Origin of the sequence: Nocardia sp. NPDC056611 (assembly GCF_042792755.1) — a bacterium.
In the GTDB taxonomy this organism is placed as follows: Bacteria; Actinomycetota; Actinomycetes; order Mycobacteriales; family Mycobacteriaceae; genus Nocardia.
The window spans coordinates 1-12,611 of the sequence record NZ_JBHTVV010000002.1 but is presented as its reverse complement, the minus strand read 5'-3'; the positions used below and the strand labels follow the sequence as shown (position 1 = coordinate 12,611).

The 12,611-nt window shown below is 69.4% G+C and carries 13 protein-coding genes; 4 read left to right on the top strand and 9 right to left on the bottom strand.

Annotated features, from left to right (window positions below; genetic code table 11):
- Positions 1 to 83 precede the first annotated feature (83 nt).
- The 7 genes from ACFRAQ_RS08260 to rimP all read right to left on the bottom strand — a co-directional run bounded on the left by ACFRAQ_RS08260 (position 84) and on the right by rimP (position 7,349).
- A complete protein-coding gene (locus ACFRAQ_RS08260) occupies positions 84 to 1,073 on the bottom strand; it encodes a bifunctional oligoribonuclease/PAP phosphatase NrnA (RefSeq protein WP_379095976.1) in 990 nt (329 codons plus the stop codon).
- Between the two features lie 6 nt (positions 1,074 to 1,079).
- Complete coding sequence (rbfA, locus tag ACFRAQ_RS08255) at positions 1,080 to 1,532, bottom strand: 30S ribosome-binding factor RbfA (RefSeq protein ID WP_357281298.1); 453 nt, start codon at positions 1,530 to 1,532, stop codon at positions 1,080 to 1,082.
- A gap of 19 nt (positions 1,533 to 1,551) precedes the next feature.
- Complete coding sequence (locus ACFRAQ_RS08250; RefSeq protein ID WP_357281636.1) at positions 1,552 to 1,842, bottom strand: DUF503 domain-containing protein; 291 nt, start codon at positions 1,840 to 1,842, stop codon at positions 1,552 to 1,554.
- Between the two features lie 113 nt (positions 1,843 to 1,955).
- Positions 1,956 to 5,054 carry a translation initiation factor IF-2 gene (gene infB, locus ACFRAQ_RS08245; RefSeq protein ID WP_379095972.1) on the bottom strand — a complete coding sequence of 1,033 codons (3,099 nt, stop codon included), beginning with the start codon at positions 5,052 to 5,054 and terminating at the stop codon, positions 1,956 to 1,958.
- A gap of 107 nt (positions 5,055 to 5,161) precedes the next feature.
- Positions 5,162 to 5,455, bottom strand: coding sequence for a YlxR family protein (locus tag ACFRAQ_RS08240; protein ID WP_357281637.1), 294 nt, complete (start codon positions 5,453 to 5,455; stop codon positions 5,162 to 5,164).
- Between the two features lie 230 nt (positions 5,456 to 5,685).
- Positions 5,686 to 6,735 (bottom strand): transcription termination factor NusA, encoded by a 1,050-nt coding sequence (gene nusA, locus ACFRAQ_RS08235; protein ID WP_357281304.1) that lies wholly within the window; start codon positions 6,733 to 6,735, stop codon positions 5,686 to 5,688.
- On the bottom strand, positions 6,732 to 7,349 hold the full coding sequence (gene rimP, locus ACFRAQ_RS08230) for a ribosome maturation factor RimP (RefSeq protein WP_379095967.1): 618 nt from the start codon (positions 7,347 to 7,349) through the stop codon (positions 6,732 to 6,734). The genes nusA and rimP overlap by 4 nt, the downstream gene beginning before the upstream one ends.
- 255 nt (positions 7,350 to 7,604) lie before the next feature.
- Here rimP and ACFRAQ_RS08225 point away from each other — a divergent pair, with 255 nt between their 5' ends.
- From ACFRAQ_RS08225 to ACFRAQ_RS08215, 3 genes are all read left to right on the top strand, one after another.
- On the top strand, positions 7,605 to 8,198 hold the full coding sequence (locus ACFRAQ_RS08225) for a hypothetical protein (protein WP_379095964.1): 594 nt from the start codon (positions 7,605 to 7,607) through the stop codon (positions 8,196 to 8,198).
- A complete protein-coding gene (locus tag ACFRAQ_RS08220) occupies positions 8,195 to 8,629 on the top strand; it encodes a ferritin-like domain-containing protein (RefSeq protein WP_379095961.1) in 435 nt (144 codons plus the stop codon). Before ACFRAQ_RS08225 ends, ACFRAQ_RS08220 begins: the two co-directional genes overlap by 4 nt.
- Positions 8,630 to 8,805: 176 nt before the next feature.
- Positions 8,806 to 10,269 carry a three-helix bundle dimerization domain-containing protein gene (locus tag ACFRAQ_RS08215; protein ID WP_379095959.1) on the top strand — a complete coding sequence of 488 codons (1,464 nt, stop codon included), beginning with the start codon at positions 8,806 to 8,808 and terminating at the stop codon, positions 10,267 to 10,269.
- Between the two features lie 8 nt (positions 10,270 to 10,277).
- Here the strand turns inward: ACFRAQ_RS08215 and ACFRAQ_RS08210 are convergent, their stop codons facing one another.
- Complete coding sequence (locus tag ACFRAQ_RS08210) at positions 10,278 to 10,691, bottom strand: hypothetical protein (protein ID WP_379095956.1); 414 nt, start codon at positions 10,689 to 10,691, stop codon at positions 10,278 to 10,280.
- Positions 10,692 to 10,836: 145 nt separating this feature from the next.
- Positions 10,837 to 11,745, bottom strand: coding sequence for a LysR family transcriptional regulator (locus ACFRAQ_RS08205; RefSeq protein ID WP_379095953.1), 909 nt, complete (start codon positions 11,743 to 11,745; stop codon positions 10,837 to 10,839).
- 79 nt (positions 11,746 to 11,824) lie between these two features.
- Between ACFRAQ_RS08205 and ACFRAQ_RS08200 the strand changes: the two genes are divergently transcribed.
- Positions 11,825 to 12,481 (top strand): SDR family oxidoreductase, encoded by a 657-nt coding sequence (locus ACFRAQ_RS08200; protein WP_379095950.1) that lies wholly within the window; start codon positions 11,825 to 11,827, stop codon positions 12,479 to 12,481.
- Positions 12,482 to 12,611 lie beyond the last annotated feature (130 nt).

Here is a 12,611-nt window from a genome sequence, read left to right as displayed (position 1 = left end):
TCGGCGGAGGATGGTTGTCGCATCCACTGTAATCACAAAGGCTTAATCGCGTGTGGCGAGCCGGAAATCAGCTGAGACCGGTCTCAGTCACTCAAACGGATTTTCAGCGTCTCGACCAGGTCGTCGTGCGATCCGGTGGCGCTGTACCCGGCGGCATAGCGATGCCCGCCGCCGCCCAGCGACACCGCCACCCGCGCCACGTCGACACCGGGAGTGCCGTCGGCATTGGCGTGCGAGCGCAGCGACACCGTCCACCGGTCCGGCTCGGTCCGCGATTCCTTGAACACGGCCGCGACCTGCGCCTCGGCCGCGGTGCGGATGAGGTCGATGACGCTCTCCACCTCCTCGGACCGGACCGCCTCGGTGTCCTCGCGGCGGACCACCGCGTAGACCAGGCCCGCTCCCCCGGCCACGTCCGGCAACAACTGCGCCGACCCCAGCACCCGCGACAGCATCGGCAGCCACGCGAAAGGATGGGTGTCCATGAGGGTGCGGGTGATGGCCGCGCCATCGATGCCGGTGGCCAGCAGCCGTTCGGCCAGGGCGTGCGAACCCGGCCGCACCCATTTGAAGGAGCCGGTGTCGGTGACCAGTCCGGCGTAGAGGCAGTGCGCGATATTCGCGTCCAGCGGCTCGGACCAGGCGTCCAGGATGCGGGCGATGACACCCGCGGTCGACTCGGCGGCCTCGTCGACGATGTTCACGGCGCCGAAGCGGGTGTTGGAGCGGTGATGATCGATCACCAGAGTGGTTGCGGCACCGGCCAATCGGTCCCGCAGCACACCGAGACGATCCGCGCTGCCGCAGTCCACCGCGACCAGTACATCCGTCTCGGCGGGGACCTGATCGGGCCCGACCAGCAGGTCGGTGCCGGGCAGCGACCGCATGGACACCGGCAACCGGTCCGGTTCGGCGAAGCAGACGACGACCGGGACCCCGCGCCGACGCAGGACCTGCGCCAACGCCAGCCCGCTGCCGACGGTATCGGCATCGGGCTGGATATGGCACAGGATGGTCACCGACTTCGCGGCGTCGAGAATCTCGACCGCCGGGGTGACGTCGACGGGGGTCACCGGGGGTCAGGCTTCGTCGTCTTCTTCGTCCTCTTCGCTCTTGTACGGGTCCTCGTCACCGGCGTAGGTCGCGCCGACGGCGACCTGCGCGACCCGCGCATCGCTGGCGCGGGCCTTGGCCAGCAGCTCTTCCATCTCGCGCGCCGCGTCGGGCACGGTGTCGAGCTTGAACGCGAGCGTGGGGGTGAACTTCACACCGGTGCCCGCACCCACCTTGGACCGGAGAATGCCGGCGGCGGCCTTCAGACCGGCGGCGGCTTCCGCGTAATCGGGTTCGGCGTCGATGGTTTCACCCATGACGGTGTAGAAAATGGTCGCCTCGCGTAGATCCCCCGTCACCTTCGAATCGGTGACGGTGACGAACCGCAGTCGCGGATCCTTGATCTCGTACTCGATCGCCGTGGCGACGATGGACGAGATGCGCTTCGCGAGTCGGCGTGCTCGGGCTTGGTCAGCCATGAGAGCGCTCCTCACTTCTTCAGTCTTCGGGTCCGAAGATGCGGCGGCGTACCGACAGCAACTCTAACTCCGGACGATTGGCGACGTGCCGTTCACACTTGTCCAGCACCTCGATCAGGTGATTCATGCCGTAGCTGACCATTGCCACACCGAGCAATGACCGTCGATAACGGTCATGATCTCCGCCCTCGGTGACACTCACATCGAACCGTTTCAGGTCCGCGAGGATGGGGCGGATGACAGAGCGCTTCTCTTTCAGTGAATGCACATCACCGAGCAAGATATCGAACTCGAGCGCTCCGAAGAACATCTTTTCAGTCATATGAACGCGCCCCGGGGAATGCGCGCACAGTTACCCGGAAAGGTAAGGGGCACAACCCCGCCGGACCCTGAGGTCCGGCGGGATCGCGTGTACTGCTTCGCCTAGTCGCGCGGCTTCTCCCGCAGCTCGTAGGCCTCGACGATGTCGCCTTCCTTGATGTCGTTGTACCCGACGGTCAGACCACATTCGTAGCCTTCGCGGACCTCGGTCACGTCATCCTTCTCACGACGCAGCGACTGGATGGTGGTCTCGGCGACCACGACGTTGTCGCGGATCAGGCGCGCCTTGGCGTTGCGCTTGACCGAACCCGAGAGCACCCAGCAACCCGCGATGTTGCCGAACTTGGAGGAGCGGAAGATCTGGCGGATCTCCGCCCGGCCCAGCTCGTGCTCCTCGTAGATCGGCTTGAGCAGACCCTTGAGGGCCTTCTCGATCTCGTCGATCGCCTGGTAGATGACCGAGTAGTAGCGGATGTCCACGCCTTCGCGGTTCGCCAGCTCGGTCGCCTTGCCCTCGGCGCGGACGTTGAACCCGATGATGATCGCGTTCGACGCCGACGCCAGGTTGACGTTGGTCTCGGTGACGCCACCGACACCGCGGTCGATGACGCGCAGACGCACCTCGTCGCCGACATCGATACCGAGCAGCGCCTCTTCGAGGGCCTCGACGGTACCGGAGTTGTCGCCCTTGAGGATCAGGTTCAGCTCCGAGGTCTCCTTCAGAGCGGCATCCAGATCTTCCAGGGAGATCCGCTTGCGGCTGCGCGCGGCCAGGGCGTTGCGCTTGCGAGCGTTGCGGCGGTCGGCGATCTGACGCGCGATGCGGTCTTCCTCGACCACGAGCAGGTTGTCACCCGCACCCGGCACCGAGGTGAAACCGATGACCTGGACGGGCCGCGACGGCAGGGCCGCCTCGACGTCGTCGCCGTGCTCGTCGACCATGCGGCGCACGCGACCGTAGGCGTCGCCCGCCACGATCGAGTCGCCGACCCGCAGGGTGCCGCGCTGGATGAGCACGGTCGCCACCGGGCCACGGCCGCGGTCGAGGTGGGCTTCGATGGCCACACCCTGCGCGTCCATGTTCGGGTTGGCGCGCAGATCCAGGGCGGCGTCCGCGGTCAGGACCACGGCCTCGAGCAGCGACTCGATGTTGGTGCCCTGCTTCGCCGAGATGTCCACGAACATGGTCTCGCCACCGTATTCCTCGGCGACCAGACCGTATTCGGTCAGCTGCTGGCGAATCTTCTGCGGGTTCGCGCCTTCCTTGTCGATCTTGTTGACCGCCACCACGATCGGCACGTCCGCGGCCTGCGCGTGGTTGATGGCCTCCACCGTCTGCGGCATGACGCCGTCGTCGGCCGCGACCACGAGGATCGCGATGTCGGTGGCCTTCGCACCACGGGCACGCATGGCGGTGAACGCCTCGTGACCGGGGGTGTCGATGAAGGTGATGGTGCGCTCTTCGCCGTTGACCTCGGCCTCGACCTGGTAGGCGCCGATGTGCTGGGTGATACCGCCGGCCTCGCCCTCACGGACGTTGGCCTTACGGATGGTGTCCAGCAGTCGGGTCTTACCGTGGTCGACGTGACCCATGACGGTCACGACCGGCGGACGGACCTGCAGGTCATCCTCGTCGCCGTCGTCCTCGCCGTAGGTGAGGTCGAAGTTGGCGAGCAGCTCGCGGTCCTCGTCCTCCGGGGAGACCACGTGCACGACGTAGTTCATCTCCGAACCCAGCAGCTCGAGGGTCTCCTCGTTCACCGACTGGGTCGCGGTCACCATCTCACCGAGGTTGAACAGCGCCTGGACCAGCGAGGCCGGGTTGGCGCCGATCTTCTCGGCGAAGTCCGACAGCGACGCGCCACGGGCGAGACGCACGATCTCGCCGTTGCCGCGCGGCAGCCGCACGCCACCGGCGATGGGCGCCTGCTGGTTCTCGTACTCGGCGCGCTTCGCCCGCTTCGACTTACGGCCACGACGCGGAGCTCCACCCGGACGTCCGAACGCACCCGCGGCACCGCCGCGACCGCCACCGGAACCCGGACGGCCACCGCCGCCACCACCGGGACGACCCCGGAAACCACCGGGAGCACCCGTGCCGCCACCGGCACCGGCACCGGCACCAGCGCCACCCGCACCGGGAGCGCCGCCACCGCGGTAACCGCCGCCACCGCCACCGGGACGGCCGCCGCCGGCACCCGGACCACCCGGACGCGCCGGACGGCCTGCGCCACCCGGACCGGCCGGACGCTGAGCGCGAGCGGGCATGGCACCCGGGTTCGGCCGCGGGGGCATCGAACCGGGGCTGGGACGCGGACCGCCGGGACGGGGACCGCCCTGACCGGCGGCAGCCGGACGGGGACCACCCTGGCCGGGACCGGGGCGCGGACCGCCCTGGCCGGGACCCGGACGGGGACCGCCCTGACCCGGACCCGGACGCGGGCCGCCCTGCGGCTGACCCGGACGCGGGCCACCCTGGCCCTGACCCGGACGCGGACCACCCTGGCCCTGACCCGGACGAGGGGCCGGGCGCGGCGCGGGACGCTCGGGCGCGGAAGAGAAGGGGTTGTTACCGACACGCGGCGGCTTCGGACCCGGCTTCGGGCCACCCGGACGCGGACCGGACTGCGGGGCGGGGGCGCCGCCCTGCTGCGCCGGACGCGGGGCCGGAGCGCCCGGACGCGGAGCGTCGGTACGCGGGGCCTGCGGAGCCGGAGCGGACGGCGCCGGAGACGCGGAAGCGGCTGCCGGAGCAGCGTTTTCGCGAGCCGCGGGCTTCACGCCCGCACCCTCTCCGGGCTTACCCGGAGCCGGACGCGCTGCGGGAGCGGCCGGGGTCGCGGGCGATTCGGCACGGGCGGCCGGAGCCACCGGTGCGGCGGGGGCCGGAGCCGGAGCCGCGGGGGCCGGAGCCGCCGGGGTCGGACGCGGGCCGGGACGGGGACCGGCACCCGGGGTGGCCGGCTTGGCGGCCGGACGCGGGGTGCTGTCACCACTGGGCTTGGGGGCCGCCGGCTTGGCGGCACCGGAGGGGGCGCTCTTGGGTGCGAGCGACTCCCGCAGTCGGCGCGCGACAGGTGCTTCCACCGTCGAGCTCGCCGACTTCACGAACTCGCCCTGCTCCTTGAGCCGTGCGAGTAGTTCTTTGCTCGTGACACCGAGTTCTTTTGCCAACTCGTGCACGCGGGCCTTGCCTGCCACTGCTCTCCTCACTCAGAGGCCGAGCGTGACAGCCCGCTTACAACGGGGCGTCCGCACGACCTCGACTAATTTCGAAGGCCGATCATTTCTGGGACTTCACGGTGTGCTCATGAGTGCTCGTGCCTGTTCTCTACGTAATGCTCCAGGGCTGAGATATCCAGATGTCCGGACACTCGTAGTGCTCTGCCGATTGCTCGGCGCCGAACTGCTTGACTCAGACAAACCGAAGAGGGGTGCAACCAAGCACCCCTTCCGGGAAGTCTGCGCCGCGGATCCGGAACGACCACAAGGGTTTGCCCACTCTCGGCAGACCCTTGCGCCACGACCCGCATCAGATCGGCAGCCAGCTCGCGTCTGCGACATCCGATGCAGGTCCGGACGGGTGCTGATCGTGCCGGCACCCGCTCGGCGCGCGGAGAAGTCGAAGACTCGCGCTGAGCCTGCGTCCACTCTACCGCTCTCACGTCCCGATCTCCGCATCCGTACCCCTTGGAAGTTACCAAGCTGTCATCCCAGGGGTCTGTTTCACAAATCCATTTCCGACCGGGCCGGACTCATCGAGCAAGATCAGCGCGGTGCCGGGCGGCCGCGACCGAGCTACCGTGGCGCCTCGATCCCGGCCGCACGACCCTCAGTTCCGGTGCGTGTCGGAGCCGCCGGTCGCCGCCGCGGGACGCGCGCCGCCCTGCGGGTCGGCCGCCGCGTCCGAGCGGATGTCGATCCGCCAGCCGGTGAGCCGGGCCGCCAGGCGGGCATTCTGGCCCTCCTTGCCGATGGCGAGGGAGAGCTGGAAGTCCGGGACCACCACGCGCGCGGCGCGGGCGTCGGGGTCCACGATCGTCACCGACACAACCTTGGACGGGGACAGCGCATTCCCGACGAAGGCGGCCGGGTCCTCCGCGTAGTCGATGATGTCGATCTTCTCGCCCGCCAGCTCGCTCATGACATTGCGCACACGCTGACCCATCGGGCCGATGCACGCGCCCTTGGCGTTGACGCCCGGGACGGTCGATCGGACCGCGATCTTCGAGCGGTGCCCGGCCTCGCGGGCCACCGCCACGATCTCGACCGAGCCGTCGGCGATCTCGGGGACCTCGAGCGCGAACAGCCGGCGCACCAGGTTCGGGTGGGTGCGCGAGAGGGTGATCTGCGGGCCGCGCGGACCGCGGGAGACACCGACCACGTAGCACTTGATGCGGTCGCCGTGCTCGTAGGTCTCGCCCGGCACCTGCTCCGCGGGCGGGATGACGCCCTCGGCGCCGTGGGCTTCCGAGCCGATGCGGACCACGACGGTGCCGCGGGCGTTCATACGCGCGTCGCGCTGCACCACGCCGCCGACGATGTCGCCCTCGTGGGTGGAGAACTCACCGAAGGATTTCTCGTTCTCGGCGTCGCGCAGCCGCTGCAGCACCACCTGGCGGGCGGTGGTGGCGGCGATGCGGCCGAAGCCCTCGGGGGTGTCGTCCCATTCGGAGATGACATTGCCGTCGGCGTCGATCTCGCGGGCCATCACGCGCACGACACCGGTCTTCTGGTTGATGTCGATGCGGGCGTTGGGCTGATGGCCCTCGGTATGCCTGTAAGCGGTGAGCAGCGCGGACTCGATCGCGGAGATCACCGTCTCCATCGAGATCCCCTTGTCGGCGACAATCGCGCGCAGGGCTTCGATTTCGATGTTCATTCCACGATCCCTTCGGTCAGTGAATCGGATTCTGTTGTTTCGGTTTCGTTGTCGTCCCGGGCGCCCGGTTGGGGACGGCCCGGCGATACTCCCCCCGCGAGCTCCAACTCGGCCACGCCGGGCGGATTGAACTCCACCTGCACGACGGCCGATCGGATGTCGGCGAGCGGCACCGTCACCCGGTGGGGCTTCCGCTTGCCGCCGAGGACCAGGGCGATGTCGGCACCGGTGAGGACGCCGACCCTGGCCTCGAACGTGGATTTGCCCTTCTCCTCCGGTGATTCGGCGCCGGGAGCCAGGGTGATCTTGACCTTGCGCCCCTGCGCGCGCTGCCAGTGCCGCGGGGTGGTGAGGGGCCGGTCGATGCCGGGGGTGGTGATCTCGAGCAGATACGGGGTCTCGCCGAAGTCACCGGCGTCGTCGAGGGTCTGCGAGATCTCCGAGCTCAGTTCCGCGACCGCGTCCAGGTCCGGGGATCCGTCGCTGTCGACGGTCACCTTGACCTTGCTCGCTGGACCGGCAGCCGAGATCGCGACGCCTTCGAGGTCGAATCCTCGGCGTTCGACGAGCTCAGCAACTAGCTGGCTCACCCTTTCCTCGGTCGGCATCGGCATATGGGGCGGCTCCTGGTTCAGTTGTCACGGGTTGAGTTGTCTGTTCGGCGAAATACCGGGCCGAAGGTCTAGCGTAACGCGCGGAAAGAGTGTAAAGGACCAGCCGACCCGCCCGAGTTCGGCATGGTCGGCCGTGCGGTACCGATGGCGCGTCGAGAGCGACGCGCCCAAGACGGTTGCCCGTCGTCGCTGATCACAGCCTATCCGACCGCCCTCGCGCAGCAAGCAGTCCGCGACGGCTGGCACCATGTATCCGTGCCCAGCAGTCAGAGCGGCCTCGTGGCCGATGTCGTCGGTCTCACGGTCCCGCCGGACCGAACCGGCTCCGCCCCCACCCCGACGTCGTCGCCCCGGTCCGATGCCGCGGTGAATCGGCGCTCCGCGCTGCGGCTGGCCGGGGGCGGCCTGCTGGTGGCGGCCGCCGCGGGCGCGTCGGCCGCGTGTACGAAGAACGAGCAGCCCGCCGCGCCGGATCCGCTGCTGGCGCAGGAGACCGCGGCGCTCACCGATGCCGCCGCCGCCAAGGCCGCCATCGCGACCACCCCCGATCGCGCGGGCGCGCTCCAGACCATCGCCGATCAGCGCACCGCGCACGCGCAGGCGTTGCGCACCGAAATCGACCGCGCCATCGGCGTTTACGGCGACGGCACCACCCCCAGCCGCCGCACCCCGCCGCCCACCGCGATCGCAGTCAACACCCCGTCCTCGGTGGCGGCGCTGCGCACCCAGCTGAGCGCCTCGCAACGTTCGGCCGCCGACCTGTCCACCTCCCTCTCCGGATACCGCGCCGGGCTGCTGGCCTCGATCAGCGCCTGCTGCGGCACCCACGCAGGAGTCCTTCTCGCATGACCACCCTCGATCAGCAGGCGCTCATCGATGCCCTGAGCGCCGAGTACGCGGCGGTCTACGCCTACGGCGTGATCGCCGCCTACGCCAACCACGACCGGGACAAGCTGGTGGCGGAGTTCACCGCGGCGCACCGGGCCCGGCGCGACGCCACCATCGACGCGCTGAACGCCGACGGCGCAACGGTTCCCGAACCGGCGGCCGCCTACACCGCGCCGTTCCCGGTGAACGATCCGATCCCGGCCGCGAAGCTGGCGGTGACCGTGGAATCCGACGCCGCGGCCTCCTGGCGGGCGGTGGTGGAACGCGCCACCGATCCCGGCGTACGCCGCACCGGGATCGAGGCGCTCACCGAATGCGCTGTGCGCCTTGCCACTTGGCAGTCGATCCTGGGTGCGAGCCCGGTGACCGTGCCGTTCCCCGGTAAGGCCTGATCGGATACCGGGAAACCGGTCCGCAGGGTTACCGGGAATTCGCCGCGTCCGCACTTTCCGTTTCCGTTCTCGATCATTGGGCACAACCCTGGATCGATAGGGTCTGTGCGGCGCGGCTCTTTTCGCATTTTTCCTGCCGTGCAACGAAATTCGGTGCGAGGTCGGAGGGAGATACCGTGGCGGTCGGTGCTGCGCGGGAAGAGAAAGCTGCGCGGGAGGAGAAGTCGCTACGCGAGATGACGAATCGCCTGGTCGACGACTATGGCGAGGCGCATCCGCCGGAGCGGGTCGAGGCCGTGGTGGGTGCGGTGCGCAAGCGGTTCGAGGGGCATGCGGTGCGGGATTTCGTTCCGATTCTCGTCGAACGGATTGCGCGTCGGGAGCTGGATCCCAAACGTTCCAAGAACAGCGCGGGCCAGGTCGAGCTGAGCAAGTCCGTGCCGGTCGCGGAGAATGGCGAGAGCACCTCGCCTGACGACCATGCGGCGGACACCACGAGCGTGTTCGCGGCCGTCGCCGGCCGGTTCGTTCCGGCGCGGCTGGTCGAGAACAAGGGGGTGCTGGGGGTCGCGGCGGCGGGCGTGGCGGCGGTCACCGCGCTGGGCGTGATTCTGGCTGTGCAGCAATCGGATTCGCCGTCGGACGGCGGCACCGCCGCGCCCGCGCTGACCACGGTGCGCGGGGTCGTCGGGTCGGAGAAGTCGGCGTTCTTCGACGATCCGAAGGTGGTCGACGTGTTGCGCAGGCACGGGCTCGCGGTGGACGTCGAGCCCGCGGGGTCGCGGCAGATCGCGACCTCGGTGGATCTCGGCAAATACGACTTCGCGTTCCCATCCAGTTCGGCCGCGGCCGAGCGGATCCAGCGGCAGCGCGGGGTGAGCGGCAAGTACGTGCCGTTCTCCTCCCCCATGGCCATCGCCACCTTCAAGCCGATCGCGGACCTGCTGACCCAGTCCGGGATCGTGCAGTCCGGCGCGACAACGACTTTCGACGTCGAGAAGTACCTGTCGCTGGCCGAGAAGGGGGTGCAGTGGGCGCAGCTGGACGGCAACACCACCTATTCGGTGCCCAAGAACGTGCTGGTCTCCACCACCGACCCGCGCACCTCCAACTCGGCCGCCATGTACCTGGCCGTGACCGCCTACGTGGCCAATGACAACACCATCGTGCGCGGCGCGAAGGCCGAAGACTATGCGGTATCACGGGTTTCGCGCCTGTTCACCCGCCAGGGATACACCGAGTCCTCCAGCGACGGACCCTTCAAGGACTACCTGGCCAATGGCATGGGCACCGTCCCGATGGCCTGGATCTACGAGGCCCAGTACGTCGACGCCGCGGTGCACGGCCAGCTCAAGCCCGACATGGTGCTGATGTACCCCAAGCCCACGGTGATGTCCCAGCACACCGTCGTCCCGTTCGACGACAAGGGCGACCGCCTCGGCAAACTCCTCACCACCGACCCCGACCTGCAGCGCTTGGCCGCCGACCACGGCTTCCGCCCGACCGACGTGAATCTGTTCACGAAAGCCACTGCCGCCCACCAGGTCCCGGTCGACCCGAACCTGGTGAACCAGGTCAGCCCGCCCGACTACGACACCCTCGAACACCTCCTCGACGGGGTCGCCAAGTCCTACAACTGAGCTGAGAACTACTCGTCGCCCGCGATGGTGACGGGCACCGAGCAGGAGGCCGAGCCCACCGCGAACGAGACCGCGGTGGGCTCCGGCGGTGTCTGCTCGCCGGCCGTCACCTCGACGGACAGCTCCGGCGTCCCCTCGGAGTCGATGGTGACGGCCTCGAAGGACAGCACATCGTCGCGAGCGTCCGCGCCCGCGGGATAGTCGGTGGTGTCGACCGTCAGGCTGTTGTGGGGGAACGTCAATCCCGATTCGGGGTCGACCCCGACGACAACGCGGACCTGCCCGGCCCCGGCCTTTCCCACCGGCCTCACCCGCACACCCACACGCACCGGCGCACCGCCCGGCGCGAGGGTCACCTGTTCGGGGCTGGGATCGATTGCGAAGGGAAATCCGATCTCGCCGGTGTGCCCACTCGTTCCCATCATCAGCTCCTTGTCCACGGGAGTTCGTTGCCGACATCGGTCTTCTACCCGCTCGCGGGCCGGCTAATCGCCGAACGGGGGCCGGGCGGCGCTCGAGCCGGTCGATGGCGATCGCGAATCCCGGCCAGGCGGCGAGGTCCGGACGCTACCGCGACCGATCGCCGCGGCCCGGTAGCGACAGTGCGGGGATTCGGCGTTCGACGATGTCGGCGGTGAAACGGCGGACCAGCGGGTCGGCGGGGGTGGCGATGAGAGCGACGAGGTCGCGAGACAGGACCGGGTCCAGAGTTCTGAGGGTGCCGGGCAGGTCGGGGGTGAGCGCGGTCGTGGGAACCAGGGCGATGCCGAGGCCGGAGGCGGCCAGGTGGGCGGCGGTGGAGGCGTGGCGGACGCGGACGACGGGGGTGAGCGGGGTGCCGTGGCGGGCGGCTTCGGTGTCCAGCCACGCGGATAGGCCGTTGTCGGGGTGGTAGTGGATCAGGGGTTGATCGCGTAGGTCGGCGAACTCGAGGCGGTCACGTTCGGACAGCGGGTGGTCGGTGGGGAGGACCGCGATGACCTCCTCGGCGCCGATGAGTTCCTCCGCGCCGGTCCAGCGGGTGGGGCGGGGGCCGAAAGCCAGGTCGGCCGTGCCGGATTCGATGTGCCGGACCAGGTCGTCGGCGCTGGTGGCCTCGGTGAGGTGGATGCGGACTTCGGGGTGGTGGCGGATCCAGGTGCGCAGGACCGGGGCGAGCAGGCTCGCGGTGAGGCTTTCGGCGCAGGCCAGACGCACTCGGCCCGCCTCTCCCCGGGCCACCGATCGACCGCTGTCGACGACCCGGGCCGCGGCGGTCAGGGCCGCGCGGGCATCGGATTCGATGGCGCGGCCGATGGCGGTGGCGCGCACGCCGCGCGGCAGTCGCTCGACGACCGGTGCGCCGATCTCCCGCTCGAGGGCCGCGAGTTGATGCGACAGCGCGGGCTGGGACATGTGCAGGGCCGCCGCGGCATCGGTGATCGACCCGGCCTCCAGGACCGCGATCAGACATTCCAGGGCACGCAGCGTCGGCATTCGAGAATCTTATGGCAGGGATCGAAAAGATTCAGATCGCGAAGGGATGATCCCGATCCGATACACTGCTGAACCGGGCATGACAACACTGAACGACAAGAAGATGGTCATCGTCGGCGCCGGATCGGGCATCGCCCGCCGGATCGCCGAGGACGCGACGAACCAAGGCGCCCAGGTGATTTCGGTGGGACGGCCGGAGGTGGACCTCACCGACGAGGACACCATCGCCGCCCTCGCCGAGCGCGTCGGCGACCTGGACTACCTGGTGTCGCTGGCCGCCGACCACGCCAACGGCCCGGTCACCGACCTGGACCGGGACGCCGTGCACCGCGCCTTCGACGCCAAGGTGATCGGCCCGATCCTGCTGGCCAAACACTTCGCGCCCCGCTTCCGCGAAGGCGGCGCGATCCTGCTCTTCTCCGGCGTCGCCGCCTGGCGACCGGCGCCCGGCCGCACAGTCATGGCCAGCACAAACGCGGCCGCCGCCACCCTGGCCGAAGCCCTCGCCGTGGAGTTGGCTCCCCTCCGCGTCAACGCGATCTCCCCCGGCATCATCGACTCGGGCGCCTGGGACGGCCCCGGCAAGGACGCCTTCTTCCGAACCATCGCCGACCGCAACCCCGCCCGCCGCGTCGGCACCCCCGCCGACATCTCGTCCGCCGCCCTCCTCGCCCTCACCAACCCGTTCCTGACGGGCACGACCCTCCACGTGGATGGCGGCGGCCGCCTGGCGTGAGATCGGGTCGACGCGACGCAGCCCCCGTCGGGAAAGGCGGATTCTAGGAGTCGTTGCAACACAAGTTGATCAACTGGCTTCGGCCAGGAGCTTAGCCAGACGCTGGGCTGGGGTCTCCCAATCCAGCGTT